A 26,808-nucleotide genomic window follows, 5' to 3' on the forward strand; every position below is an offset into this window, starting at 1 on the left:
TCGTCGGCAGCGTCAGATGTGTATAAGAGACAGCCCCCGCCCCGTTAGCTCTGGCTTCATTCCAAGCCCAATATCTACAGTATCTTCTCCCACGTATAACTCCGCATCTCTTCCCCCTGGCACTTGTGCGTTTTCACCAAAACAAAAATAACCTATTAATTCTCCATGTTCATTACAACAGCCATAATATGTACCATCTAATAGTTCTTCTATTGTCTCTTCACTGCCTGAAAAGCTGTATAACGAATATAGTTCCTCATACTGCCATGTATTGATTTCTTTTGCTTCTGCCTCTGTTAGTTTGTGTATATTCATTTTTCTTCTTCCTTTCAAAAAAAACAATTCCCTAACAAATTTCTACATTTATCTTATTATCTCACTTTATTTTCGAAAAGTTTGTAAATTTTAAAAATACTAAATTGGAAAACTTTTCTTAGCATGTTACGATTGGATTAACTATTCTAAAAGAGGTGAAATCAAAATGCCCCTACAGTTATGTAAAGGACAAAAGGTAGATTTAACAAAAACAAATCCTACATTAACTCATATAAAAATAGGTCTCGGCTGGGATCTTCCTACAAATTCAAATTCACATGCATTCGATTTAGATGCTGCTGCTTTTTTATTAGATGCAAATGGACGCTTAACAACAACAGACCATATTATATTTTATAAACAGCAATCTGCTTTACAAGATGCGATTACACTTTCATCAGACAATCGTACAGGAGCAGGATCTGACGATGACGAGGAAATTTCCATCTCCCTTTCCAAACTCCCATCTCATATTGAACGTATTATTTTCACTATTACGATTCACGAAGCACAAACTCGTCTGCAAACATTTGGACAAATAGCTCACTCTTACGTCCGCATTCTAAACTCCGCAAACAATGACGAAATGTTCCGCTATAATCTAGAAGAACAATTCTCATCCGAAACTGCACTAATCGCCTGTGAAGTCTATCGTTACAAAGGAGAATGGAAATTTGGTGCCATCGGTCGCGGTGTGCAAGGCGGACTTATCGAACTTTCTAAACAATTTGGTTTATCCCATACACCACCTGATTTTTTTGCAAAGACAACCGCTGCACCTTCTCCTATTTCAAAAAGTATTAACCTTTCTAAAATTGAATTAAGGAAATCTGGAGATACGATCAACTTACAAAAAACGGACAAGCCTCTTGGCGAAATTGCAGTGAACTTAAACTGGGGTAAACAAAGTACACCAAAACAAAAAGGATTTTTTCATCCTTAACTGCAAATAGCTCCCCTCAAATAGATTTAGATTTAGGCTGTTTGTTTGAATTTAAAGATGGTTGGAAAGGTGTTGTACAACCACTTGGAAATATATTTGGTTCATTTTATAACGAGCCTTACATTCATTTAGATCAAGACGATCGCACAGGTGCTTCAAATAAAGGAGAAAATTTACGTATTAACGGAGACATGATTCATGAAATAAAAAGAATATTAATTTTCTCTTATATTTATGAAGGTGTAGCTAACTGGTCACAGGTTGATGGTATTGTCACATTAAAACAGGAAAATGGCCCAGATATTATTGTAAAAATGGATGAGCACCGTAACGGTTTCAACACATGTGCAATTGCAATGCTCGAAAATGTAAATGATGAGACATTCAAAGTACAAAGGCTTGTGAAATATTTTAGAGGGCACCTAGAAATGGATCGGCATTACAAATGGAACATGAACTGGGTCGCAGGTCCAAAATAAGGTGGTGACAACTTGAAGCATTTTTCCTATCTGTCTTCTGAAGAAAAGAAAAAACTTTTCTATCAAGAGCCAATAACCTTTTCCAAAGATATCACAAAAGAACAATTGGCTTACGCATTAGGTGCTACTCTATACACACCTGGTACAAAGGATACAATCGCAGTGGATATTGCCGCGAAAAAGCACGAAGGTGCTACATCAATCGTACTTTGTTTAGAAGATTCCATTAGTGATGGAGATGTGAAACTTGCCGAGCAAAATGTCGTCATACAAATGCAACTACTGGCTCATATGATTGATGCAAACAGGCTTCTTCCATCAGACGTGCCACTTCTCTTTATCCGGATTCGTGAACCGAAACAGATGCGTTCACTCATTCATGAACTAGGTAGCGCCGTTCATTGTATGAGCGGTTTTGTCTTTCCTAAATTCACACCTGCGAACGGAATGTCTTACATTCATGAACTACAGGATATAAACGAAACATATTCACTTTCACTTTACGGGATGCCTATTTTAGAGTCTCCTGAAATTATTTATAAAGAAACTCGTATTGATACGTTACTAGCAATTAAAGCAATCCTAGATTCTTATCGCGCTTTCATTTTGAACGTACGAATTGGTGCCACCGACTTTTCTGGCATATTTGGCATTCGCCGAAATAAAGATACGACAATCTATGATATTGCTGTTATTCGTGATTGTATTTCTGATATTATTAATATTTTTTCTAGAAAGGCAGATGAATACGTTATATCTGGTCCTGTGTGGGAGTACTTCGGAAACAGGCAGCGCGTACTAAAACCACAGCTTCGGCAAACACCGTTCCGTAAATCATTCGGAAGCGCTGGAGTAACAATGCGTGAGGAAATGCTTCATCGTTATGAGGACGGGCTCATTCATGAAGTATTGCTCGATCAAGCAAATGGATTAATTGGAAAAACGGTCATTCATCCTTCTCACATTAAACTCGTACAAGCCTTGCACGTTGTAACACTAGAAGATTATTTAGATGCAAAAGCTGTTTTTGAAGCTGCTCAGACGTATAACGGCGTTATGAAAAGCAGCTTTTCTAACAAAATGAATGAAGTGAAGCCACATTATAATTGGGCGCGTAAAACACTTCTGAAATCTAATATTTATGGGGTGCTACATGAACAACAAACTTTCTTCGATCTCCTTACCGAAAAGCCAAAACAAAACGTACACGTACCACATTTTAAATAAAATAACAGTTCATATAGATATGCTACATAATCCATATTTGTTATTACCAGATCAACTATTTCAAATGGCCGCAAGAATGAATAAGAGGCGCGGCTTTTTATTTGTGAGTACCATTTTAGGAAAACATCTTCCTGTTCTACCTGCAATCTCTTTAGCTGGAGGCTGTGCTCTTGCTGCAAGATATATGGAAGTGCTACATCGTACAAATCATCCATATCAAAAAGAAATTCTTAACCTGATTTCTTCTAAAGACAGTACCAATAATGAGCTAGAGGCAATTCTCCAGTATCAATTCCCTCTAGAAAAAGAAGTATTATTTATCGGATTTGCAGAAACAGCTACCGCATTAGGCCACTCGATGTTTCAATGTTTTCAAAATGCAAAATATGTTCATACAACAAGGGAGATGATCTCACAAATCGATCCTATCATTACATTCGAAGAGGAACATTCTCACGCGACATCACATCGTTGCTATGTGGACAAAAGCTATTTTCAAAATGAACAGCCCATCGTCCTTGTGGATGATGAAATGACAACAGGAAAAACCGCACTTAATATCATTCGATCTATTCAAGAAAAGTTTCCAAGAAAAGAATATATTATTGCTTCTTTATTAGATTGGCGCTCAGATGCGCATCGAAAACAATTTACAGAACTCGAGCAAGAACTTGATATTACGATTCATGTGATTTCTCTATTAAGCGGTTCAATCGACGTAATTGGTAGTCCTGTTACTACTTCTTCTTCACATGATGAGACAGTTTATAAATCAATAGAGTCTAAGATAGAAAAACATATGATTTCATGTCCTATTTTACCTTATACATCTATAAACCATGATGTCAGTTACATAAACTACACAGGACGTTTTGGCATTTCATCCGATGATCAAAAGTGTATCCACTCTTTTGCTAAAAAGATTGGTCATGATTTAAGGAAAAATCGAAAAGGTCAACAGACACTCTGCTTAGGAACTGGCGAGCTTATGTATCTTCCAATGCGAATCGCAGCTGAAATGGGAGAAAATATTTCCTATCAATCAACAACACGAAGTCCTATTCATCCTTACGCGGGTGATGTACAATACGCTATTCATAGTCGTTTTTCCTATGAAAGCCCTGAAGATAAAGTAGTTACAAGTTATTTTTATAATATCCAGCCTGGGGACTACGATGAAGTCTTTCTTTTTATAGAGCGTGATTTACAGGAAGATGCTTTCCATCCCCTTCTTACACAATTACAAACAGTTATTCCGCTCATTCATATCGTTTCATTTAAAGGTTTAGTAGAAAGTGAGGGTGAAGAAATATGACCGAGCCCAAAACATTACAGCTTATCGGTAGTTATGCGAAAGAGGATGCTATTTTTCTATTAAAAGATATTAGTGATGTCATAGAAGAAAGCGTAACAGAAGAAAGAGAACGAGCAATTCAATCAGGCACACATTACTCTGAAATGCTTCCAATTGAATATAAACCATCTAAACCTTATATGGATTTATTTTTTGCTTCACTCGAGCAATACAAACGTAAGCTAGCCATTGCAGCCGGTGTAGTAGCCGAGCAAATTATAAAAACGAAAGGAAAGAAGCTTGTTCTTGTTTCACTAGCGAGGGCCGGTACACCAATAGGTGTTTTAATAAAACGATACATTCGCTATCAATATAATATCGACTTGCCGCATTATTGTATTTCCATTATTCGTGGCCGCGGCATCGATGAAAATGCCCTTCATTATATTCTGCAGCAGCATCCAAACCAAACGATTCAGTTCATTGATGGCTGGACTGGAAAAGGTGCGATAAAAAAAGAACTACGCCAATCTGTGCATACATTTAATGAAAAGAATCATGAATATATTTCAGACTGCATGGCAGTGCTTGCTGATCCGGGCCATTGTACTTCTATATATGGAACACGAGAAGATTTTCTCATTCCAAGCGCTTGTTTAAACGCGACCGTATCAGGGTTAATCAGCCGCACTGTTTTAAATGAAACTTATATTGGTCCAAATGATTTTCACGGCGCCAAATATTATCGAGAACTAGAAACAGAAGATTTATCTAACTTCTTTATTGAAAAAATCACAGCGTTATTCCCTTCCATTAGCGCTGACGTAACAACGCAACTAGAACACATTATTGCTACCTATACAGAACCATCTTGGCAAGGTATGCAAGACATCGCCTCTATTCAAATGCATTTTGGAATAGAAAATATAAACTTAATTAAACCAGGAGTTGGAGAAACAACGCGTGTTTTACTAAGACGAGTACCATGGAAAATTTTAATCCAGGGCGAAAACAATCCAGATTTAAAGCACATTTTACTTTTAGCAAAAGAAAAAAACGTGCCAGTAGAAATCTATAAAGATATGACGTATTCGTGCTGCGGCATAATTAAACCTCTAAGGAGGACGTCTTCATGATTTTTGCAAGCGATCTTGATCAAACGCTCATTTATTCTCGGAAATCATTTCGAGCTAACATAGAAGACGAACATATTAAGCTCATCGAGACTTTAGATGGGAAAGAGATTTCTTTTATCACACACAAAACGATTTCTTTATTAAAACAACTACAATTACAAGCACAATTCATCCCAGTTACAACTCGAACGATTGAACAGTTTCAACGTATTACACTATTTCAAACAGAAGTCATTCCGGAATATGCGATTACAAGCAATGGCGGTAATATCCTTCATAACGGTAAGCTAGATGACACTTGGGAAAACATACAAACGGAGCGATTAGTAGCATGCATGGAAAAAGAAGATGTTCTAACAGAATTTCAAAATATTTCTCATGAAGAATGGGTCATTTCACAAAAAACAGCTGATGATTTATTTCACTACTGCATCATTAAGCGTGACAATATTCCATACGACGAATTACAATCATTCACCACTTGGCTCGATAAACAAGGATGGACTCATTCATTGCAAGGCAGAAAATTATATTTTGTGCCAAAGCCTGTGAACAAATGGGATGCTGTTCAGTATGTACAAGAAAAACTTCAGGAAAAAACCGTAATTACTGCTGGAGATTCCTTACTTGATCTATGCATGTTAGAAAGGGCGAATCATGCAATCGCACCTCTTCATGGTGAACTTGAAACAAAACAAGGGAGTTTATTACCCCATATTGTAAGAACAAATGAAATTGGTATATATGCAGGGGAGGAAATTGTAAGTAAAGCACTTCAAATGGTCCATAGTTCTCTTCCTACTGCGTAATCTATACATACTTCAAGAACCGGCATCTTTGTTACATGATAAAAAAAGGAGCGATTATACTTGAGTACAATTACTTTAAGAAAAGAAGCAGTACGCGTTGTATTAGAGAAAAAGAAATTAACAGGCGTTGTCGCAAAAGTTGCGCTCGTATTAGACATTTCTGGGTCTATGCGAACACTTTATAAAAACGGTACTGTCCAAGAAGTTGTTGAACGTGTTCTTGCTGTAGCAAGTCAATTCGATGACGATGGTTCATTAGATATTTGGGTGTACGATAATGAGTTTTCAAGATTACCAGCCGTTACCGAAAAAGATTTTACTGGTTATGTTGAAAAACATATTTTAAATAACACTTCCATTCATAAATTTGGCCGAAATGATGAGCCACAAGTAATGGAAGATATCATAAAAAAATATACGATTGAAGAAAAAAGCACAGAGCCTGCCTTTGTTATTTTTATTAACGATGGAGGCTGTAAAAAAGGAATTCAAACACCGGTTGTATTCTCTTCTAACCAACCGATTTTTTGGCAGTTTGTTGGAATTGGAAACGGCAAATTCGACGTTCTTAGAAAGCTAGACGAAATGGAAGGGCGTTTCATTGATAACGCAAACTTCTTCTACATTCGCGATATCGAAAAAACAACAGATGAAACGTTGTATAACAATTTGTTGAATGAACTTCCGATGTGGATAAAAGAAGCGAAGGAGAAAGGAGTTTTACTCTAATATAGAAGGAGTTATTTTGATTGAGCAAATATCATTAAGTTTTTCTAATATCTTTCTCATTCGTGGTGATAAAACTATTATTGTAGATACAGGAAGACCGAGAAATGAGAAGCGTATTTTACAAACACTCAAAAAACGAAACATCTCCCCAGCAGATGTTTCGTTAATTTTATTAACACATGGTCATTTTGATCACTTCGGAAGTGCACGAACATTAAGACAAATACTAAATGTACCTGTCGCTATTCATAATTTAGATCAAGTTGCAGTGAAAAACGGAGAAGCCCCTCCACTACCTCCAACAAGCTCTAATAAACGCTTTGCCGCTGTTGTCGCCTTCTTTTGCGGGACATTATCTAACAATAACGGTAATCTCACATTTTCTAATAAGAATTTGAATTTCTTGACTTTACCCACAATCTGTAACAACAATAATTACAAAAGGATTTTATTTTAAAATCAACAAAAACTATCAACATATCCACAAATAAGAGGAACAAACATGAAACATCTAATCGTTTATGCACACCCAAATCCACAAAGCTTCAATCATGCGATTTTAGAGACTGTAAAAGATGAACTTGAAGAAAAAGGTCATGAAGTACGTGTTCGCGATTTATATGAACTAAATTTCAATCCAGTATTAGCAGCTTCTGATTTTGTTTCCTTTTCTCAAGGAAATACACCAGCTGATATTAAAGAAGAACAAGAACATATCACTTGGGCTGATAACATCACATTTATTTATCCAGTGTGGTGGGCAGGTCTTCCAGCAATCTTAAAAGGATATGTTGATCGTGTATTTAGCCACGGCTTTGCGTACGCTTATGGTGAAAATGGAATTGAAAAGTTACTAAGCAGTAAAAAAGGATTGCTACTATCCACAATGGGAAATACAAAAGAAGCTTATACAGCAAGCGGTATGTTTGATGCAATGAAGAAAACAACTGATGCTGGAATCTTTGAATTTACAGGAATTGAAACGTTAGAGCACACATTCTATACGAGTGTCCCTTCTGTGGATGACGGCGCAAGAAAACAATATCTTGAAGAAGTAAAAGAAGTAGTGAATCGTTTATTAGGTAAGATGAAACTTCCATCAGTGAGGTTAACGCAGAGTGACATGCTGATTTAATTTTCTCAATAACGGATATGACTAAACATGGTGAAATAGTAAATAGGATAGGAGTCCTAATACATATGTGGTTTTCAAGTCAAAAAAAGACACTCGAAAGGGTGTGGTTTTCAAGTCAAAAAAAGACACTCGAAAGGGTGTCTTTTTAACATCCGCATATAGCTAGTACAAACAAAACGAATAGAATAATTACTATGGATATTCCAAAATTGAATGTAATCGTACGATCCATATCCCTTCCCCTTCTCGCAAATCCATTTATAAAAAATATTATTAAAGTAAAAAAGACACTCAAGTGAGTGTTTTTCAGCAGCTAAATCCACCTTCCCAGCAGCTGTATAATCCCTACTTTAGTAAGTGCTCAAAACAGTAAGCTGTGGATATTTTGACGGATTTACATTACTGTATGTTGATTAACGATGAGTGAGCAGGTCTTTTTCTATAATTTAAACAATGAATGTAATTTTAATATACACTTACGCCCATCCCTACTTAAATCGAATTACAGCCTTCATTCAGCAAAAAACAAGCAATCTAAAAGATTGCCTGTCCACTATTACATCTTCTCAATCCACTCTGTCAAGTTATGCACAACTTGTGTTGGCTGCACGTCATACTCTGTTAACTTCTCCACAGTTGTGACTCCAGTGTGGACAAGAAGTGTATGCATACCAGCATTTATCCCCGCTAAAATGTCAGTATCATAGTTATCCCCAACCATTAGCGCTTCTTCTTTCGCCATGCCAAGTACTTTTAGTGCTTGTTCCATAATAATGGATTCTGGTTTTCCGATAAAGATTGGCTCTACACCTGTTGACACTGTTACAACAGATGTTAAGGAACCGTTTCCAGGTAATAAACCACGCTCAGTTGGAATGGCAATATCTCCATTTGTTGAAATAAATGTCGCACCATTACGTACTGCAAGACATGCTTTCGCTAGCTTTTCATATGTAATTTCGCGATCTAATCCAACAACGACAAAGTCAGGATTTTCATCCACAAGTTTGAATCCTTTTTCTACAAGTGCGTCATGCAATCCTTCTTCACCAATCATATACACAGACGCATCTTGTTTACGCTCATAAATAAAGTTTGCTGTTGCCATGCTTGTTGTAAATACTTGCTCTGGTTTAGCTGGAATATCGAAACGAACAAGCTTTTCTGCCACTTGCTCTGGTTTACGCGTTGAGTTATTCGTTACAAACAAATAGGGAATGCCGCGCTCCTGTAGTGCTTTTACAAAGTCGCTTGCTTCTTCAATTTGTTCTTCACCGCGATACATTGTACCATCTAAGTCGATTAAATAGCCTTTATACATCCATCTGTCTCTCCTTTTTGTCTAGCGTTCATACCCTTCTTATATTAACCGCTTTTTCCAAAGAAAAAAACGCTTTGTCTAAAAGCGTCCCATAACGTTCATTTTTTCTCTTGTATGTGATACGAACAGTGACAGTCACCATTGCACATATTTGATAACACTTTCACATTTTCATCAGAAAACAACCGCTTATACATACTTTCTTCCTCCAAACAAAGCTGTGGATATTTTTCAGCAACAGCCTTTAATGGACAATTTTGTTTTTGTAATATGTACGAGTTTTCTCCCTCTTGCTTCACTTGTACCATATATCCCTTTTTCTCTTGGATAACAGCAACTTCCCGAAGCTTCTGCCATACATTATCTTGTCTGCTGATTCGCTTTTGTAATTGCTCCTCCATCCGATTCGTTCTCGCCTTTAAAATAGCATTAACAAGTGTTTCATCACCGATTGACTCTAAATCCTCTAACACTTCTAAAGCAAATTGCTTATAATCTTTCGGAAACGAATCTTCTCCTTTTTGACTTAGGTCGTATACATATGTTGGCCTTCCCACATGTTGACGCACCATTTTCGACTGAATGATTTTTTCTTTCTCAAGCTTACTTAAATGACGACGTACTGCCATCTCCGTAATCTCTAAAGATTCAGCTAACGATGCAACTGTTTGTTCACCATTTATTTTTAAAAGCTGTACAATTTCTTCCTTCGTTGTACGTGCTTCCTCCATTTCTCATCCTTCTCCCTTTTGAGCCGTTCCCATAGACAAAAAAGATCCCCAAAAAGGTTAATGGGGATCTTATCCATGCGCTTATTCTGCTACAAATGCAGATACAGGTCCTAATTCCTTTTCTAAGTAACGGCGAATATTCGCAGGGTATTTTTGTACCACGGCAATTTGTTTTTGAATCGTTGTATATAATTCTTCATGGTTCATTTGAATATAATCTTGCATAAGCATTTTCCGAAGAACAATCACTTCTTTTATCCCTTTTCCTTCTTCCTCACTTATGACTTTTTCGTCCATTAAAATATCAATAATATCTTCATAACTCCCTGGATCACGCATAATAAATCCATCAATCATTGCATTTCCAACATCTAGTATGCAATCAATGATGAGATGCGACATACGCTCTAATGCGTAATATTCAAAATCCGTTTCATATTCTTGCTTCTCTTGAAATGTATCTACTACTTGTTCTAAACATGCTAACATTTGCTCTATTTTTTTTCTGTCTACAAAGTACATGAATGTCACCTACCTGGAAATTAAAGCATTTACATTTTAATTGTAACCGTTTCTTCTGAAAAAATCGACAATTTTTCGAATTCACCTTTCACGCGTTATTTGTTATAGTTATAACTGTATGATTTTTGAAATTGGAGGAATGTCACCTTGGAACGTGAACTCGCATTAGAAATTGTCCGTGTAACAGAAGCAGCAGCCTTAGCATCCGCACAATGGATGGGCCGCGGAAAGAAAAACGAAGCAGATGATGCAGCAACTACCGCTATGCGTGATATGTTTGATTCAGTAAACATGGCAGGTACTGTTGTAATTGGTGAAGGAGAACTTGATGAAGCACCAATGTTATATATTGGTGAAGAACTAGGAACAGGTAACGGTCCAGAAGTAGATATCGCCGTTGATCCATTAGAAGGGACAAACATTGTTGCAAAAGGTCTTGCAAATGCAATGGCAGTTATTGCAGTCGCAGATAAAGGAAACCTTCTTCATGCTCCGGATATGTACATGGAAAAAATCGCGGTTGGTCCAAAAGCAGCTGGTAAGATTAGCTTAGATGATCCAATTGAAAAAACAATTGAAATTGTAGCAGAAGCAAACAATAAGAAAATTCGTGACCTAACGGTTATCATCCAAGAACGTGAACGTCATCAAGATATTATTGACCGTGTTCGCGCAAAAGGTGCACGTGTAAAACTATTCGGTGATGGAGATGTTGGTGCGTCAATCGCAACAGCTCTTCCAGGAACAGGTATTGACTTATTCGTTGGTATTGGCGGCGCTCCAGAGGGCGTTATCTCTGCAGCAGCACTAAAATGTCTTGAAGGCGAAATGCAAGCACGCTTAGTTCCAATGAACGAAGAAGAAGAAGCACGTTGCCGTAAAATGGGATTAGAAGACCCTCGTCAACTTCTTATGTTAAATGACTTAGTATCTGGTGACGACGCAATCTTCTCAGCAACAGGCGTATCTGCTGGCGAGTTATTAGATGGTGTGAAATTCCTTGGCGGAGACTTAGCAGAAACATATTCTATCGTTATGCGCTACAAAACAAGAACAGTACGCTTTATTAAAACACATCACCATTTAGATCATAAGCCTCACTTAAACTTAGATATTTAAAAAAGGAGCCTGTGTAGTATGGAAGAACGTTTCTTTCTTTACGACGATACAGTCGATACAAAAACGCGTTTCGTTAGCTTTATGGGAGAAAATGAGCGCCACGATTTAGCGCTTTTATACTCCGATCGCCATTACGGTAAAACAATTGTCCTTGATATGCAGCGTAATAAATTTGCAATCATCGGCACTGACGATTTAAACGAATCTGGCTACTTAGAGCACGCTTTTTCTGTCTCTGAAGAGATTGCAGAAGAACTTCGCTCATTCTTATTTGAACTTATATAATATTATGGCACCAGCTACCTTGATAGCTGGTGTTTTTTATACGTAACAAAGTTTTGAATTTTCAATCTTTTATGTTATACTTATGAATAAATCTATTTGGAAGAAAGGACGTCTACTACGTATGCCAACATTTACTTTGTAATGGATCAGCAACTGAATAGCATTACTCTCAAAAAAGCTATGTGCTTTGTCAAGGGAGTAGTCTGTTCATTTCCCATTACAAAGGAACGTAGCACATCTGTAGTATGATGTTTTACGGAGGTTCCTCTTAAGGGAGAACCTCCTTTTATTTTTGCCTATTTCTTTCCCATTCATACTGCAAGACATCCAAATAGCTGTCTTACGTTCCTTTACCATCAAACGAGGTGAAGGAAAATGCAGAAAGTACAACTTTCTTGGAATTTATATGAAAATGAATTTGAAACGATAGTCGAAAAGCATTGTAAAAATTGCGGGCATACCACCCTATTTACTGATACGAACATTCGTAGGCATAACGCAAACGGAAAAAATATTTACCGCTTTGCCATTTATAAATGCCCGAAAGGACATACGTGGAACAAGAAACTTCACATTTATAAGTCTTTTTCTGATCATGTCGAAACGATCGATGTGTTTCAAAAAGAACAAGGTGAGATGATCACTACTATCTCGATTATGCAATATAAAGAAGCTGGCACTACAGAATTAGCCATTGTATTAGAAACAGTTTTTGGCTCTCATCGCATGGATAAAGCACTCGCTACGTATATTTCAGATTGGAGCCGCACCGCGATTGTAGACAGAATAAAAAACGGACACATTCAGTTGAATGGACAGAAGATGAAACCAAATACAACGCTTTCTGAAGGTGATCTTATTTCAATTTGCTTGTAAAGGGGACACATATGCTAAAAATAACAAAAGGTACACTTAACCTATTAGATAAGTTAGATGATATGTATGAGCAGTGTAAAACGGACCTACTCCAAAAACAAATTTACCAATGGGATGACTCTTATCCGACGCGAGAAACAATTTCCTACCACTTAGAAAATAATGAACTCTATTGTCTATGTAAAGATGATTCAATCGTTGGTGCCGTCATTTTGAATGAATGGCAGTCCCCAGAGTATACGCTTATTGACTGGTCAAAAACGGAAGGACGTTTTCTCATTGTCCACTCTTTTGTCATCCATCCAGTCGCACAAGGAAAAGGATATAGTAAAGAACTATTATCCTTTTGGGAAAATGAAGCACAGCAAAAGAACTATACCGGGATACGCTTAGATGCTTTCACAGGTAATCCTGTTTCCTTACGTTTATACGAAACAAATAATTATATATGTCGGGGCGCTGTTTATTTTTCAAGTAAACCAAAGCCCTATAATTGGTATAACTGCTATGAAAAAATACTTGATTAAAAAAATTCCTCTTACGCCTATCGTAAGAGAAATTCTTTTTACTTCTTCACTTTTCGTAATACAAAGTGTGCACAACCAAAATTACAGTACTCGTATAAGTACTCCGATAATGTACTAATTTTCGTATCATATGTCGCACGTTGGTTACTATCATCAAAAAAACCGCGCAATCTGAGTTGATCGTAGCCCCAGTCACCAACGATATAATCATATTTATTTAAAATTTCTGCATAGCGCTCTTTAAATGCTTCTTCACGAAAACCGTTACGATAGTCTTTAATTACTTCGTATTGAACATTATTAATGCTCATTGTAGCATGAATCTCCTGCTTTTGCTCCATCATTAACTTCCTTTCTAAGCATTCTTCTTTTTATCGTATCACAAAGCCTAACAACCAACAATTTCAAATACAAAAAATTGAAAAGTAGTAAATGCTATGAAGAAGGAGGTGATACATCTTGAAAAAACAAATGATACTCTCTCTTCTCACGCTCTCTTTATTTGTAGGTTGCTACTCGACAAATAAAGCTGAAATGGAACATGAAAAAGGCAGCCGCGTTCTTGTCTCCAATAAAAACGACATGTATCATACAGAAAATACAAATACAAAGCTTACAAGAGTCGGATACTCCTCTAAACAAAAACATGAAGTATCTAACAAACAAGTGGGTGCCATTAACCGCGAGAAGGTAGCTGAAATGATTACAAGTATGACAGTAAATCTTCCGGATGTCACAAATGCTGCTACACTTGTGACCGATGACGAAGTATTTGTTGTATACAAAGCAAAAACAAACGATCCTGCTCTTGTAACAGATCAAGTATATAAAACGGCTTTATCCATCGTTCCTCGCTATTATAAAGCATATGTATCAACAGACCAAAAATTGATCACGCAAATTCAAGGTCTGCAATCTGGTACATTAAACAATAAAGAATATGAACAAAGCCTTGATATGCTAAAACGTGAAATGGGGAAAAATCCGCATTTGAATAATACGCAGAATCAAACATTAAATGACATGCTTAAAAAATAAAAAAGATGGCGGCTGCCCACTTGAGACAGCCCCATCTTTTTTATTTTTTACGGTTATCTGCGTATACCGCCATTGCATCGCACATAAACTGTGCTAAACCTTCTCCAAATTGGTCAATATTTTTTGTAAAACGTTCATCATCTACATACATTTGACCTAATCCTTTGAATGTCTCTAATGAATATTGACCGAAGTTTTGCAAGTAATCGTACCATTCTTGGATTGCTTCTTGTGCTTCTTTAGAATCAGGCGCGCCATTTCGAAGTGTAGCCAGCTTTCTATAAATGCCATTAAACTCTTCTTGCTTTTCTTTAGGCATGCCAGCTGCTGTCTTATTCGCTTTATCCACAGCTTCGTCTCCCCATCTCTCACGTGCTTCTTGCTCATATGGGTTTTGGCTGAAATCAAATCCTTCAAATTTTTCTTTATTCGTCATTTGAATCTCTCCTTTTGTATGCTTAATTGTCTTATCAATTGTCGCAATCACCTTATCCAGTCTAGCTCGCTTCTCGAGCAGCATTTTCTTATGCAATTGAAGCGCTTCTTCCCGGTCAAATGAAGGACTCATGATAATTTCCTTAATCTTCTTTAAAGGGAAGCCAAGCTCTTTAAAAAATAAAATTTGCTGCAATGTCTCTAGATTTTCATTGGAATACAGACGATACCCTGACTCTGTCGTCTCATCTGGGGTTAATAACCCAATTTCATCATAATGATGCAGTGTGCGCACACTAATACCAACTAAATCAGCTACTTCTTTTACCCTCATTGTCATTGTTTCGCCTCCCTTCATACATACAATAAAGTATTACGTAACGTGAGAGTCAATAAAAAATGATTATTAAATTATGTGTTTTTTATGACTAAAAGCTCCTCCACTCCACATTCCCTTAAAATTCAGGCATAATATATATGTACATATATTAGAAAGCGGTGAAAAATATGGTTTCAAATGCTGTAATTACCAGTATGATTGTGCAACTAGCGATTTCGGTTCTAGTTCCAATTATCGTACTTGTTTATTTTCGAAAAAAATATCATATAAACTGGAAAGTTGTTGGTGTTGGGGTTCTTATCTTTATTGGATTTTCACAAATTCTCGAAACACCTTTTCACGTATTTATGCTGGGCAATCCTACAACATCGGAAATATTGAAAAACCCATTTCTTTATGCCATCTATGGTGGACTTACTGCCGCTATCTTTGAAGAAGCAGGTCGATTCATAGCCTTCTTCTATTTACTTAAGAAATATCAAGAATATAAAGATGGTTTAGCATATGGAATTGGACACGGAGGGATTGAATCTATTTCAATTGGGGCTCTAGCTAGTCTTCAAACTCTATACTTTGCTATTTCAATCAATAATGGAAGTTTTTCAAAACTTATTGAAAAGGCCCCTCAGCTCAGTCAAGTGCAAGATTTATTACTTAGCACTCCTTCCTATCTCTACCTACTTGGTAGCTTAGAAAGAATCTTAACTTTGGTCTTACAAATCGCCTTCTCAATGCTTGTATTATACGGCGTAAAACATAAGAAATATATTTTTGTTATATATGCCGGCTTGTTTCATGCATTTATAGACTTCTTTGCAGCTCTTTATCAAAAGCAAGTTATCAACATATTTGTTGCAGAAGGAATCACGCTTATTTTTACAATTTGCGCTTTCATTCTTATTCGTAAAATGAAAGACAAATTAACAATTGAATCAGAAAAAAGCTAAGCCCACGTGAGCTTAGCTTTTTTCTATAGAGGATTTTTTTCCTATTTGTCGAAGTATGTATGGTCAACTTGAAAAATGAGGAATGGATTTTGAAAAAACTTATCGTAGTACGTCACTGCTCAGCAACTGGACAAGAACGAGATGCAGCACTAACAATTGCAGGGGAAAAGCAAGCACACTTTCTTGCTGATTTTCTCATACAGAATAACCTGCAAATAGAGTCCATTATTTCAAGCCCTTTTACTCGAGCCATTCAATCCATTGCACCATTTGCATTACGAACCAATCTACCCGTAGGCGAAGATGTGCGCCTAGAGGAACGCATATTAAGCAATAATCAAATGGAAGATTGGCTACAAAAACTAGAATATACTTTTACAAATATAGATATTGCCTTTTTAGGCGGAGAGTCAACAAAACAAGCGATGGACCGCGTTGCATCGCTTATTCAAGACATTTTACAACAAGAACACCAAATAACATTACTTGTTACACATGGAAATTTATTAACGCTCATTTTAAAGTACTTTGATAATCGGATTGGTTTTCTAGAATGGAAAAACTTAAGCAATCCTGATATTTACGAAATTACACTTGATGAACAAACGACAATCCACAGATTGTAGGGGAAGACCGTTGAAAATTGTTACACGAGATAATATTGAACAAGAACATATCTGCTGTGCAATGTCAGACAAAAAAGTGAAACGTGGTGTCGAGCTAAAAAAAGAGTGGCTAAAAGATCGATTTGAAGAAGGACTTATGTTTAAAAAGCTAGATGTAAAAGGAAAGGTGTTCATTGAACACATTCCAGCTGAGTATGCATGGGTGCCTATCTCTGCACCAGGATACACATTCATCAATTGCTTTTGGGTATCGGGGCGTTTTAAAGGGAAAGGCTATGGTGCACAGCTCTTAGAAGAATGTATGCAAGATTCTAAAGCGAAAGGAAAGCATGGAATCGTTGTTATTTCAAGCAAGAAAAAACGCCCCTATTTATCAGATGGCGGCTACTTAAAGAAAAAAGGGTTTCAAGTATGTGATACAGCACCGCCTTATTTTGAATTACTTGTATACAAACTTGATCCAAATGCTCCTTCACCACATTTCACAGCAAGCGCCAAAGACATGAAGATTCCGAATCAAAACGGCTTGGTTGTCTATTATACAAATCAGTGTCCTTATACTGATTATTACATTCATCAAGAATTAGCCAATATCACTCAGCAATATCATATCCCTTTCGAATGCATTCAGTTGACATCACGAGAAGATGCGCAACATGCTCCTTGTGCCTTCACGACATACGGAGCTTTTTATAACGGAGAATTTTTAACACATGAAATTTTAAGTGCAAAAAAATTTGAAAAAGTCATGTTGAACATAGGGCAAATATAGAAAGGGGCATTACAAAAATATGTACGAAGAAGTAATCTCTTTATTACATAAGACAAATGTTTCTTATGAAAAATTTGAACACGAACCAGTTCTCGATTATGAGACAGATCGTGTTGTTCGTGAACGCCTTGGCTTGCAGGGTGCTCCAAGTAAAAGCTTATTTTTAAAATCAAAATCTGGATCCTATTACGTTTTCTTCACATTGGAAGGAACTCGTCTCGAGAAAAACGAAATGAAGGAAATCACGGGGCAGCGCTTATCAATTTGTTCACCTGATGAACTAAGAGAACAAACAGGATGTATTCCGGGATGCGTCGCTCCTTTTGGTTATTCACAGAATGTAACAATTATTGTGGATAGTTCCGTCTATGCCTATGACAAAATTTTAATTACACCGGGTGTTCCGGAATTTACAATTGAATTATCCACAGAAGAATTGAAAAAGATTTTATCCATATGTCAAAATACCGTTTTAGAATATAGAAAAACAAATTGAAAAACCGCGGTAAAACTTCCTTTATTGTTTCCTATTTAGTTGTGTTTGAAGTAAAAAAATCCTTCTTAGTTTTCACGCTAAGAAGGATTTTTTACTATTATTTTGCTTGTGCTGTATTTTCTTTTGCAGAACGTACTTGCTCATCTGCATGGTAAGAAGAACGAACAAGCGGGCCAGCTTCACAGTGGCTAAATCCTTTGCTAAGAGCAATTTCTTTTAGCTCTGCAAATTCAGCTGGTGTGTAGTATTTAATAACTGGTAAATGTTTTTTAGATGGTTGTAGGTATTGTCCAAGTGTTAAAATATCCACATTGTTCGCACGTAAGTCGTCCATTGCTTCAATTAAATCTTCTCTTGTTTCACCCAGTCCCACCATAATGCTAGATTTAGTTGGAATATCAGGTTGCTTTTCTTTCGCACGACGTAAAAACTCTAATGAACGATCATATTTTGCTCTAGCGCGAACTCGGTCAGATAATCGACGTACTGTTTCAATGTTATGGTTTAAAATATCCGGTTTTGCATCCATTAACATTTTTAAATTTTCTTCTACCCCGCCCATATCAGATGGCAGTACTTCAATAGACGTGAATGGATTTTTGCGACGAACAGCGCGCACTGTTTCAGCAAAAACAGCAGCTCCGCCATCTTTCAAATCATCACGTGCAACCGCTGTTATAACAACGTGTTTTAAGCCCATGTGTACTACAGAATCTGCTACGCGTTCTGGCTCTTGTAAATCAAGCTCCGTTGGTAAGCCTGTTTTAACCGCACAAAAACGACAAGCACGTGTACAAACCGCCCCTAAAATCATAAACGTTGCTGTTTTTCTTACAGCCCAGCATTCGTGAATATTCGGACATTTCGCCTCTTCACAAACGGTATGCAGCTGCTTAGAACGCATCATTTTCTTTAAGCCTGTATAGTTTTCATTTGTATTTAACTTAATTTTCAACCATTCGGGCTTGCGCTTATATTCTGTTTGTTTTGTCATGTTATCAACTCCGCACAATATGAAATAGTTTACCGTGTTCGCTTCTTTCAATGTAACATATCTATTCTAACGTATGAAAGCGATTTGCTCAAATGAAGATTCCAAGAATTTTTACCAATGATTTACTATAATGAAATATCTCGTATATCCCACACTAAAAAGAGTGATGTTGTGAAAGGAGTTTATTTTCATGCCTCGAAAGATTGCCTTATTGCTTTCTATTTGTTTTCTTCTTGGGCAAGGCATTGCCTATGGTGAAGTGAATCAAAATCAAATATACGAAAAGCGCATGACACTATATAAAGAAACTGAAAAAGATGCTAATATTCCATGGTATTACTTAGCCGCAATTGATCAATATGAACGCAATATACGGAGCGTAAGAAAAGATATTCCGAAAAAGCCCGATGCTATCATATCAATTTACTTTAAACCAGAAATGTGGGCTGGACCTGCCAATGGTCCTACTAACGATACTCTTCCCCACACGATTTCTCTGTTTGGGGGGATTGGTTTAGATGGCGATAAAGATGGAATTGCAAATGCAAATAACGACCGAGATCTTTTGCATACAATGGCAACTATTATAAAAAAGCAAGGGACTTCAGAAGACCGTATTAAAATTATGCTCTGGGAATATTATAGACGTGCAAAAACGGTTGAATTAATTACCGAATATGCTCGAATCTATAAGCACTATGGTCGTATTAACTTAGAAGGGAATGCTTTCCCTCTTCCTGTCCATAGCGACAATAGCTACCGTAGTACATTTGGCGCTGGGCGGAGTTTTGGAGGAAGACGTATTCATGAAGGCACCGATATTTTCGCAAGGCACGGTGTACCAGTAAGATCTACCTGCTACGGCGTTATTGAAACAAAAGGTTGGAATCGCCTTGGTGGTTGGCGCATCGGCATTCGTGATTTATATAACAATTATCATTATTACGCACATTTAGGTGGCTTTTCTAAAGAAATACAGCTAGGACAAATTGTAGAGCCAGGAACCGTTCTTGGCTTCGTTGGTAACACAGGTTATGGACCTCCTGGTACAGCTGGAAAGTTCCCACCACACTTGCACTTTGGATTATATAAAGACAACGGGTATACAGAATGGGCTTTTGATCCGTATATGCATTTAAGTTTGTGGGAGCGGAAAGAACGTGCGAATTTAAAAAATAACCGTAGCTAATTGCTACGGTTGTTTCCTTTTAGGTCCTATAATGTCTTTTCAAACTTGCTCATCCGTTATAATACATATTTTGTTAATCCTTTGCTTTATTCTATAAAATTTTCCATATTTTTAGCGTTAGCTTAAAAAAGCAATAAAACATAAAAAAGTTAAAGATAAACCCCAATGGATTAAAACCAAGCATCCCCCTACCAAAATAAGTGAAATTTTCTGCAGGTATACCAAAGTGAAGAAATTCCCCATTACTTAGTCCTGTTGTAGGAATAAAGGCAAAAACAATAGCAAAAATCAGACTTATAAAATACAACTTCTTTTTGGTTGAATCCATTTTTCTGTGGCTTAACAAATGATAAGTTATTAAGGATACTATCCCTAAAAAGAAAAGTATTTCTCCCATTTGACACCCCACACTTATTTTAATATCTTCAACTTCTCGAGTCACCTTCTATTATAAATATGGAATGATATGTAATTTTATTTATCTTTCCATTTTACAAAAATAAGTAAAAACAAAAAAGCGAATGACTAATCATCCGCTTTCTTCCCCTTACTATCTGGCATAACAACTCCGCCGCTTCCATAATAAGATGGTACCTCTCCTTGTACAATTCGCGTTGCAATTGGGATATTTTGTTTTACTGTAATTTCTTTTGTACGAAATGGAATAATTACCTGTAGCGTAACCTGCACTTCCATAACAACTTCAATCGCTGTATTGTTAATTCCATGCGGTTTTACATCTTGCTTAATATCCGTATTCACATGACCAATTGTTGTAAAATCAATCGGAATATCCGGCCCTAAATTACCAAGGAGTGCATTATCCGTTATGCGTCCAAGAGGAACAGACATTGACACTCCGCTCTCTTCTGGAAGACCGAGTGCCTTCATATCCCCCTTCTCCACTTGATGCAAATATTTCTCTATGTATGCAGTAGTCGATGTCAAAATCTCATTTACTTGCTTTGTATTTAAATCGATTGTGGATACTCTTCCATTCTTATCGTTTTGTACTTTCATTAATGAATCCACATCAAATCCTTCCTTAATTCGATCCTTTACTGCTTTCGTCATCACAACCGTTGCCATTTTATGTGTCTGCGTTTCTCCATATTTTATTAATGTAGGTTGAATACTTTTATTCACAATCCAGAATCCTTGTAAAGTTAACAATAAAAAAATGATAAACGAAATGAGTAGTACATGCCGAAAGGGGAGCGGTCCTTTTCGGAAACGCGAAGCTTTTGGACGAAATGTACGCATAAAAAAACCCTCCTTCTTATATCATTTCTATGCAAGAAAGAGGGACGATATATACTTATATCATTTTTAATAAAGCATCTTTTCCAATTGTTCCTGCTGGAATGCCTAGAGCCTCGGCTTCAGTCGTTACCGATTCAAGCGGCGCTTCAAGAAGCTGCTCAATCGTTCTCACACCAACTGCGCGACCAGCAATAATACCTCGGTCCCCTAACTTCTCGTTTAATAGACCGACATCTAAAGCTCCACACATAATATATCCCTTATCGCTCATAACAGCCAGCAAATTTGTTTTCGGAAGCTTTACGCTAACCGCTATAAACGTATAGTTATCAATGATAATTGGTTCCACATTAACCATAGTTCACACACTCCTCTCTTTCTTATCTTTATGAAAAGAGAAAAATGAGTGTTACAGGTTAACTAGCCTATAGTTTGATGGAAGATGTATAAGTTATCAACATCTCTGTTAACACATCTCGCAATAACTCTGGCATATAATATTGTTTTTCAGAAAGTGTGGATAGTTCTGGGTATAAGTACCCGAATGTAAACATATCAATCGTTCCGACAGTGTATATACGTTCTAACTCTAATGATTCTCCATTAATCAATACATCTTCGAGTAAAATTTTATTTCCAGGAATCGTATCTAATGTAACTTCCAGGCCATCATAAATCATTTTCCCCATAACTTTCCCGCGAAAACCAAGGCCTTTTACCTCAAGTTGTTCCATATTTGGACGACGTGCTTTTAAAATAACATCTCGTAATGTTTTGCCTTTTACTTTTAGTGCACATGGATTAATAGGATGTGGACAAATGCGGTGGATATCTCCGCGCGTTACAATTCCTTCTTCTAATCCTTCTAATAACACACCCGCATTGACCATCCCAATTTCCGCATTACACCATTTTTTTAATGCACTTGCTAACATACGAGAAATTTGTGTCTCCTGGAACCAATCAATCGGCAATGGTTCTTTTAACTCAACAATCGGATCTGCCATAATGAGTTCGCTTTCTTTCTCTAACGCTTCAATCGTCGGCAATGACTCTCCGTAAGCTGACAGACGATTTGTACGAATCGCTCTCCCATCCTTTTCTGTCACTCTTTTTGTCTCTAGATCCACCGTTAGCTGAACATGTCCGACATAATGCCCCCACTTTTCTCCGCAGCAAAGCAAAGTCCCATTCACAAGAACACCACGCTCAAATAAATGATGCGTATGTGCCCCTAAAATAACATCAATATCATAATGCTCTGCCATATACTCATCTGCATTCTTTCCAAGATGAGAAAGAACGACAGTAACATCAGCTTTTTCTTTCACTTCTTCTAAAATTACTTCCAAATGTGCAATCGGATCTTCAATATGCCAATCCAGCATTTCATAGAACTCTGGATAAGCTACCGTTAAGCCGATAAAAGCGATTGTAACTCCATCTGCAGTTGTATGCAACTTGTACGGTTTTACCCAATTAGGACACGTTCCATCTCTTTCAAATAAATTAGCTACAAGCACCTCAAAATTCGCTTCATCATATAAATGTTCAAGATGCTCCTTCGCTAATGTAATTCCTTCGTTATTTCCAATCGTTACATAATCATATAACGCTTCGTTTAATAATTTCGTATTGCCTTGTCCATTCGTTGCTTCCGTTATACGATGAAAACGATCCACATGATCGCCAATATCTAATGTAAAAACAGATTCTCCTGCTTTCTGTCTGCGCTTTTTCTCTTCTTGTACAAACCGAGAAATTTGCGGCCAGTTTTCAAAATGACTATGTATATCGTTTGTATGATAAAGGTGAATGATTGTTTCTTTATTTATATCCAGAGAAAAAACCTCCTCTCAATTCCTTACTGCCTTTTACGCTATCTACTTGCAATAATCCTGTAAATACTTTTCGCCTTTTCTTGCTATTTTACATTGTACTCTGATTGGGGAAAAAAGCAAAAAGATACCTTTTAATTAGAAAATTTCCACACTAAAATGGATGTATGGAGGTGATTCCTTTGTTTAACAAATATAGCTTTCTCTCTCTGTGGGTTACATTAGCTGGAGTTGTTTCATTTTCACTCAGTTATGCCCTTGCAGCAAATTTAAGTTTTTTACCAATCATTTTCTTTTTTATTAGAACCGCTTGCATCATCCTCGGTCTCATATTCAGCATGATAGCTATAAACAAGAACGAACCAAGCAAATGGAAGTTTGTCGGTATTTTCGTTCCACTTCTAGCTGTTATTTTCATATTACTCATCCCTGTTCTTATTGGAGCATTTGGATTTAGGGAACCGTAAAAGCGCCCATCGTACGACTTTAACACTTTGGAATTTTTACGGTACAGCTAACAAAACTCTTTATCTTTTTTGAATACTTAGACCGTTTAAACAGAAGCTATCCCATATACTGGGATAGCTTCTGTTTTAGAAAATAAAGAAAAGATAAGTTGTAATAAATGTTGCTGCAATATAAATGCTTTCTTTTACAATTCCCCATACTTTTTCTCCATGCTCCTTTCGTAAATTGCTTCATATGTTCCACCTCCCGTTATTCCCATTTATCTATTTTTTAGAAATTCCTTAAAAATTTTTAAGAGGATTTCTAAATGTTTTAACTACACATAATAGACTTTTGCATTCACACTTATAACGTTCTTGATACGCTATCTAAAATAAAGTGAAATTTTAATCAGTGGGGGTTTTCTTCATCCCCCACTGATTATTAGTTGAACCAATCGGGCTTTTACGGGATAAATTTGAATATACTCACTCCCATGATTAAACCTACTATTCATTTACATGAGTACCCTTTACAAAAAAAATCTGGAAAATCATTGCATTTTTGATATAAAATTTATATATTGTATATAGAGTATATATACAATATAAAGACTAAGAGGGATTTGCATGCAAATAATTATTTCAAACAGTTCTAAGGAGCCGATTTACGAACAAATTACCAATCAAATAAAATCACTAATTTTGAGTGGTGATTTAAAAGAGGGAACGACACTCCCATCAATGCGCCAGCTCGCCAAGGATTTGCAAGTCAGTATTATTACGACAAAGCGAGCGTATGAGGAGCTAGAAAGAACAGGATTTATTTATTCGATTGTAGGTAAGGGCTCTTTTGTTGCTGAACAAAATTTAGATGTAGTACGTGAGAAAAAATTAAAAGTTATTGAAGAACAGTTATTGTCTGTCATTACTAATAGTAAGGAAATTGGGCTACCCTTAACGGAACTGCGAGAATTATTAACTATTTTATATGAGGAGTAAAATGTATGGAGAATATAGTAGAGCTACACAATGTTAGTAAAACATTTCAAGGTTTTTCGATAGAGCAATTAAATTTACAAATCAAAAAAGGATTTGTAACAGGCTTCATTGGCGCAAATGGTGCTGGGAAGTCGACAACCATTAAAATGATGATGAACTTATTAAAGCCAGATGCAGGTGAGATTAAAATTCTCGGCTTAGACTACGCATCGCACGAAAAGGAAATTAAGGAGCGCATCGGTTTTGTTTTTGATAGTAACGTATTTTATGAGGGCTTAAATCTAAAGGATATTAAGCGAATGGTCGCACCCGCTTACAAAAATTGGGATGAGATAATATTTAAGCAGTATGTAGAGCAGTTTGAACTGCCGATGAATAAAGCGATTAAAACTTTTTCAAAAGGTATGCAGATGAAGGCTTCATTAGCACTTGCTCTATCACATCATGCTGAGTTGATTATTATGGATGAGCCAACAGCAGGTTTAGACCCAATATTTAGACGTGAGTTACTCAATTTACTGCATGAATTAATGCTTGATGGCAATCGCACAATTTTCTTCTCTACACATATTACGACGGATTTAGATCGCATCGCTGATTTTATTGCCTTTTTAAAAAAGGGACAATTAATGTTTAATCAGTCAATTCATGAGGTGGAAGAAAACTATGCATTAGTAAAAGGCAGTACGGATTTATTAGATCGCGATACAGAAAAAGCCTTTATGCATATTCATCGTGCACCGACTGGCTTTGAGGCATTAACAAATAATGTAGCTGAAGTTGAACAAATTTTTGGTAATGAGGTTATGATTGAACGCGCCTCATTAGAAGATATTATGTATTACTCGAAAGGAGTAGGGCACCATGCTTAATTTAATCAAGCGCGATTTAATTTTACAGAAGAAACAATTACTAGTTTATTTAGGCTTCATTATCTTTTTTATTGTGATGAACAAGCACCCTATTTTAATATTTACGATTGCAAGTATTTTGATTCCATTTAATACGCATGCCTATGATGCAAAGGCAGAAACAAATATTTTATTAAATTCTTTGCCATATACACGTAAGGAAATTGTCGCTTCACGTTATATTGGAGCAATTGTTTACATGTTGTTGGCAATTGCTGTAACAAGCGCAATGCTTATCATCTTCCAAAAGTCATTTACTGTAGAGCATATTGTAATGGGCAATGCATTATTTTTGCTATTTGCAGCCATTACATTTCCACTATTTTATCAATTTAAACAAGATCATATGCTTTTGATTATTATGGCTTTATTTTTAGTATTAACTGCTTTTGGTCCAGGTGCTGTACAATTTCTTGCAACAGAGTTTAGTACCGTTACTGATACTATTTTCAGCTTATCTATACCTACTTTGTATGCCATAGCTACGATGATTATCGTATGTGCTTATATCATTTCATGTGGGGTATCATTAATCATTTATCAACGTAAAGCATTTTGATTCAGAATTTTCCGTATTGTACAATAAAATAAAAATTGAATATGTTACCTTTTTGAAGGAGCAAAATCCGGTGAGATTTCATCGGATTTTATTTATGTACGAAAATTAATTTCAAAATATTTTTTGTATAACATATCTAATATCATCGTAAGTGATTTTTTAAATTTAAAATTAAACTAATTTTATTTTCAGTATAGATGGGATACAAATATTGATGTGACGGGATTTTTAAAATATTATCCTTTACATTGTACTCTCATTGAATGAAAAGATAACTAAGGCGTATACATCACCTTAGTTATCTGTCGTTACATCATAATCATATAGTACCTCTATTAACTAATGACTAATATTAGCACTTGGGTATAATGTCGTTCCTCCAATTGAAACTTTAATTTCATTTGTTAATGGAACATTTTGTTCATTAATAATTGTTCTCCACCATTCCCATGCAAGACCTGTACATTCTCTTGCTACGACTTTTACATTTTTTGAATTCGGCGG

31 protein-coding genes and 4 pseudogenes are annotated in these 26,808 nt (G+C 36.4%); 22 read left to right on the forward strand and 13 right to left on the reverse strand.

The window, feature by feature from the left end:
- Positions 1-30 precede the first annotated feature (30 nt).
- A pseudogene (locus JDS96_RS24180) lies at positions 31-315 on the reverse strand (GNAT family N-acetyltransferase); the annotation flags it as partial.
- 166 nt (positions 316-481) lie between these two features.
- Here JDS96_RS24180 and JDS96_RS33135 point away from each other — a divergent pair.
- From JDS96_RS33135 to JDS96_RS32395, 7 genes and pseudogenes are all read left to right on the forward strand, one after another.
- A pseudogene (locus JDS96_RS33135) lies at positions 482-1,737 on the forward strand (TerD family protein).
- A 12-nt stretch (positions 1,738-1,749) separates the two neighbouring features.
- On the forward strand, positions 1,750-2,964 hold the full coding sequence (locus JDS96_RS24190; protein ID WP_199668270.1) for an HpcH/HpaI aldolase/citrate lyase family protein: 1,215 nt from the start codon (positions 1,750-1,752) through the stop codon (positions 2,962-2,964).
- Entirely contained in the window at positions 2,891-4,279 is a 1,389-nt protein-coding gene (locus tag JDS96_RS24195; RefSeq protein ID WP_199668271.1) for a phosphoribosyltransferase family protein, read from the forward strand. Before JDS96_RS24190 ends, JDS96_RS24195 begins: the two co-directional genes overlap by 74 nt.
- The gene (locus tag JDS96_RS24200; RefSeq protein WP_199668272.1) at positions 4,276-5,394 is read left to right on the forward strand and encodes a cysteine protease StiP family protein; all 1,119 of its coding nucleotides are present in this window, start codon (positions 4,276-4,278) and stop codon (positions 5,392-5,394) included. Before JDS96_RS24195 ends, JDS96_RS24200 begins: the two co-directional genes overlap by 4 nt.
- Positions 5,391-6,203 carry an HAD family hydrolase gene (locus tag JDS96_RS24205; protein WP_199668273.1) on the forward strand — a complete coding sequence of 271 codons (813 nt, stop codon included), beginning with the start codon at positions 5,391-5,393 and terminating at the stop codon, positions 6,201-6,203. The genes JDS96_RS24200 and JDS96_RS24205 overlap by 4 nt, the downstream gene beginning before the upstream one ends.
- Before the next feature lie 60 nt (positions 6,204-6,263).
- Positions 6,264-6,932 (forward strand): vWA domain-containing protein, encoded by a 669-nt coding sequence (locus tag JDS96_RS24210; protein ID WP_199668274.1) that lies wholly within the window; start codon positions 6,264-6,266, stop codon positions 6,930-6,932.
- Between the two features lie 16 nt (positions 6,933-6,948).
- A pseudogene (locus tag JDS96_RS32395) lies at positions 6,949-7,161 on the forward strand (MBL fold metallo-hydrolase); the annotation flags it as partial.
- A 59-nt stretch (positions 7,162-7,220) separates the two neighbouring features.
- On the opposite strand, the pseudogene JDS96_RS32400 reads toward JDS96_RS32395, so the two are convergent.
- Positions 7,221-7,316: pseudogene (locus JDS96_RS32400) on the reverse strand (ABC transporter ATP-binding protein); the annotation flags it as partial.
- Positions 7,317-7,434: 118 nt separating this feature from the next.
- On the opposite strand from JDS96_RS32400, the gene JDS96_RS24220 reads away from it, so the two are divergent.
- The gene (locus tag JDS96_RS24220; RefSeq protein WP_199668276.1) at positions 7,435-8,067 is read left to right on the forward strand and encodes an NAD(P)H-dependent oxidoreductase; all 633 of its coding nucleotides are present in this window, start codon (positions 7,435-7,437) and stop codon (positions 8,065-8,067) included.
- A 556-nt stretch (positions 8,068-8,623) separates the two neighbouring features.
- Here the strand turns inward: JDS96_RS24220 and JDS96_RS24225 are convergent.
- The 3 genes from JDS96_RS24225 to JDS96_RS24235 all read right to left on the reverse strand — a co-directional run bounded on the left by JDS96_RS24225 (position 8,624) and on the right by JDS96_RS24235 (position 10,641).
- Entirely contained in the window at positions 8,624-9,388 is a 765-nt protein-coding gene (locus tag JDS96_RS24225; protein WP_003208886.1) for a TIGR01457 family HAD-type hydrolase, read from the reverse strand.
- 98 nt (positions 9,389-9,486) lie between these two features.
- Positions 9,487-10,119: a helix-turn-helix transcriptional regulator gene (locus tag JDS96_RS24230; protein WP_003201499.1), complete on the reverse strand. Its 633-nt coding sequence runs from the start codon at positions 10,117-10,119 to the stop codon at positions 9,487-9,489.
- A gap of 81 nt (positions 10,120-10,200) precedes the next feature.
- Positions 10,201-10,641 carry a DUF86 domain-containing protein gene (locus JDS96_RS24235; protein ID WP_003201498.1) on the reverse strand — a complete coding sequence of 147 codons (441 nt, stop codon included), beginning with the start codon at positions 10,639-10,641 and terminating at the stop codon, positions 10,201-10,203.
- Positions 10,642-10,788: 147 nt separating this feature from the next.
- Between JDS96_RS24235 and glpX the strand changes: the two genes are divergently transcribed.
- From glpX to JDS96_RS24255, 4 genes are all read left to right on the forward strand, one after another.
- Complete coding sequence (glpX, locus tag JDS96_RS24240; RefSeq protein WP_003208882.1) at positions 10,789-11,760, forward strand: class II fructose-bisphosphatase; 972 nt, start codon at positions 10,789-10,791, stop codon at positions 11,758-11,760.
- A gap of 18 nt (positions 11,761-11,778) precedes the next feature.
- Positions 11,779-12,045: a DUF3055 domain-containing protein gene (locus tag JDS96_RS24245; protein WP_199668277.1), complete on the forward strand. Its 267-nt coding sequence runs from the start codon at positions 11,779-11,781 to the stop codon at positions 12,043-12,045.
- A 375-nt stretch (positions 12,046-12,420) separates the two neighbouring features.
- The gene (locus JDS96_RS24250; RefSeq protein WP_003201492.1) at positions 12,421-12,921 is read left to right on the forward strand and encodes a S4 domain-containing protein; all 501 of its coding nucleotides are present in this window, start codon (positions 12,421-12,423) and stop codon (positions 12,919-12,921) included.
- A gap of 11 nt (positions 12,922-12,932) precedes the next feature.
- Positions 12,933-13,448: a GNAT family N-acetyltransferase gene (locus JDS96_RS24255; protein WP_003201490.1), complete on the forward strand. Its 516-nt coding sequence runs from the start codon at positions 12,933-12,935 to the stop codon at positions 13,446-13,448.
- 38 nt (positions 13,449-13,486) lie between these two features.
- Here the strand turns inward: JDS96_RS24255 and JDS96_RS24260 are convergent, their stop codons facing one another.
- A complete protein-coding gene (locus JDS96_RS24260) occupies positions 13,487-13,759 on the reverse strand; it encodes a YutD family protein (RefSeq protein WP_371388589.1) in 273 nt (90 codons plus the stop codon).
- A gap of 148 nt (positions 13,760-13,907) precedes the next feature.
- Between JDS96_RS24260 and JDS96_RS24265 the strand changes: the two genes are divergently transcribed.
- Positions 13,908-14,486 (forward strand): YhcN/YlaJ family sporulation lipoprotein, encoded by a 579-nt coding sequence (locus tag JDS96_RS24265; RefSeq protein ID WP_016112382.1) that lies wholly within the window; start codon positions 13,908-13,910, stop codon positions 14,484-14,486.
- A gap of 40 nt (positions 14,487-14,526) precedes the next feature.
- Here the strand turns inward: JDS96_RS24265 and JDS96_RS24270 are convergent, their stop codons facing one another.
- Positions 14,527-15,261 carry a MerR family transcriptional regulator gene (locus tag JDS96_RS24270; protein WP_018767367.1) on the reverse strand — a complete coding sequence of 245 codons (735 nt, stop codon included), beginning with the start codon at positions 15,259-15,261 and terminating at the stop codon, positions 14,527-14,529.
- 167 nt (positions 15,262-15,428) lie between these two features.
- On the opposite strand from JDS96_RS24270, the gene JDS96_RS24275 reads away from it, so the two are divergent.
- The 4 genes from JDS96_RS24275 (at position 15,429) to JDS96_RS24290 (ending at position 18,102) form a co-directional block, all read left to right on the forward strand.
- A complete protein-coding gene (locus JDS96_RS24275) occupies positions 15,429-16,208 on the forward strand; it encodes a YhfC family intramembrane metalloprotease (protein WP_097834281.1) in 780 nt (259 codons plus the stop codon).
- An 89-nt stretch (positions 16,209-16,297) separates the two neighbouring features.
- Positions 16,298-16,834: a histidine phosphatase family protein gene (locus JDS96_RS24280; RefSeq protein WP_199668278.1), complete on the forward strand. Its 537-nt coding sequence runs from the start codon at positions 16,298-16,300 to the stop codon at positions 16,832-16,834.
- A 61-nt stretch (positions 16,835-16,895) separates the two neighbouring features.
- Positions 16,896-17,606, forward strand: a complete 711-nt coding sequence (locus JDS96_RS24285) for a GNAT family N-acetyltransferase (RefSeq protein WP_199668285.1) — start codon at positions 16,896-16,898, stop codon at positions 17,604-17,606.
- A 19-nt stretch (positions 17,607-17,625) separates the two neighbouring features.
- The gene (locus tag JDS96_RS24290) at positions 17,626-18,102 is read left to right on the forward strand and encodes a YbaK/EbsC family protein (protein ID WP_016132179.1); all 477 of its coding nucleotides are present in this window, start codon (positions 17,626-17,628) and stop codon (positions 18,100-18,102) included.
- Between the two features lie 97 nt (positions 18,103-18,199).
- Here the strand turns inward: JDS96_RS24290 and lipA are convergent, their stop codons facing one another.
- Positions 18,200-19,096: a lipoyl synthase gene (lipA, locus tag JDS96_RS24295; RefSeq protein ID WP_199668279.1), complete on the reverse strand. Its 897-nt coding sequence runs from the start codon at positions 19,094-19,096 to the stop codon at positions 18,200-18,202.
- A 190-nt stretch (positions 19,097-19,286) separates the two neighbouring features.
- Here lipA and JDS96_RS24300 point away from each other — a divergent pair, with 190 nt between their 5' ends.
- Positions 19,287-20,285: a M23 family metallopeptidase gene (locus JDS96_RS24300; RefSeq protein WP_199668280.1), complete on the forward strand. Its 999-nt coding sequence runs from the start codon at positions 19,287-19,289 to the stop codon at positions 20,283-20,285.
- A gap of 91 nt (positions 20,286-20,376) precedes the next feature.
- On the opposite strand, the gene JDS96_RS24305 is transcribed toward JDS96_RS24300, so the two are convergent.
- The 4 genes from JDS96_RS24305 to JDS96_RS24320 form a co-directional block, all read right to left on the reverse strand.
- On the reverse strand, positions 20,377-20,682 hold the full coding sequence (locus tag JDS96_RS24305) for a hypothetical protein (protein ID WP_199668281.1): 306 nt from the start codon (positions 20,680-20,682) through the stop codon (positions 20,377-20,379).
- Positions 20,683-20,810: 128 nt separating this feature from the next.
- On the reverse strand, positions 20,811-21,548 hold the full coding sequence (gene yunB / locus JDS96_RS24310) for a sporulation protein YunB (RefSeq protein WP_199668282.1): 738 nt from the start codon (positions 21,546-21,548) through the stop codon (positions 20,811-20,813).
- Between the two features lie 55 nt (positions 21,549-21,603).
- Positions 21,604-21,906: a YunC family protein gene (locus JDS96_RS24315; protein ID WP_003201652.1), complete on the reverse strand. Its 303-nt coding sequence runs from the start codon at positions 21,904-21,906 to the stop codon at positions 21,604-21,606.
- Between the two features lie 67 nt (positions 21,907-21,973).
- Positions 21,974-23,389 carry a bifunctional metallophosphatase/5'-nucleotidase gene (locus JDS96_RS24320; RefSeq protein ID WP_206777198.1) on the reverse strand — a complete coding sequence of 472 codons (1,416 nt, stop codon included), beginning with the start codon at positions 23,387-23,389 and terminating at the stop codon, positions 21,974-21,976.
- Between the two features lie 170 nt (positions 23,390-23,559).
- Here JDS96_RS24320 and JDS96_RS24325 point away from each other — a divergent pair, with 170 nt between their 5' ends.
- The 4 genes from JDS96_RS24325 to JDS96_RS24340 all read left to right on the forward strand — a co-directional run bounded on the left by JDS96_RS24325 (position 23,560) and on the right by JDS96_RS24340 (position 26,304).
- A complete protein-coding gene (locus tag JDS96_RS24325) occupies positions 23,560-23,853 on the forward strand; it encodes a hypothetical protein (protein WP_307838207.1) in 294 nt (97 codons plus the stop codon).
- Positions 23,854-24,462: 609 nt separating this feature from the next.
- Positions 24,463-24,834, forward strand: coding sequence for a GntR family transcriptional regulator (locus tag JDS96_RS24330; RefSeq protein WP_003208951.1), 372 nt, complete (start codon positions 24,463-24,465; stop codon positions 24,832-24,834).
- A 5-nt stretch (positions 24,835-24,839) separates the two neighbouring features.
- On the forward strand, positions 24,840-25,706 hold the full coding sequence (locus tag JDS96_RS24335; RefSeq protein WP_199668284.1) for an ABC transporter ATP-binding protein: 867 nt from the start codon (positions 24,840-24,842) through the stop codon (positions 25,704-25,706).
- A complete protein-coding gene (locus tag JDS96_RS24340; protein ID WP_018782877.1) occupies positions 25,699-26,304 on the forward strand; it encodes an ABC-2 transporter permease in 606 nt (201 codons plus the stop codon). The genes JDS96_RS24335 and JDS96_RS24340 overlap by 8 nt, the downstream gene beginning before the upstream one ends.
- 339 nt (positions 26,305-26,643) lie before the next feature.
- Here JDS96_RS24340 and JDS96_RS24345 read toward each other — a convergent pair.
- Positions 26,644-26,808 (reverse strand): thiol-activated cytolysin C-terminal domain-containing protein (locus JDS96_RS24345; protein WP_274605969.1); only part of this gene is annotated, 165 nt, incomplete at its 5' end.

Origin of the sequence: Bacillus cereus group sp. N21, from assembly GCF_016483395.1 — a bacterium.
In the GTDB taxonomy this organism is placed as follows: domain Bacteria; phylum Bacillota; class Bacilli; order Bacillales; family Bacillaceae_G; genus Bacillus_A; species Bacillus_A pseudomycoides.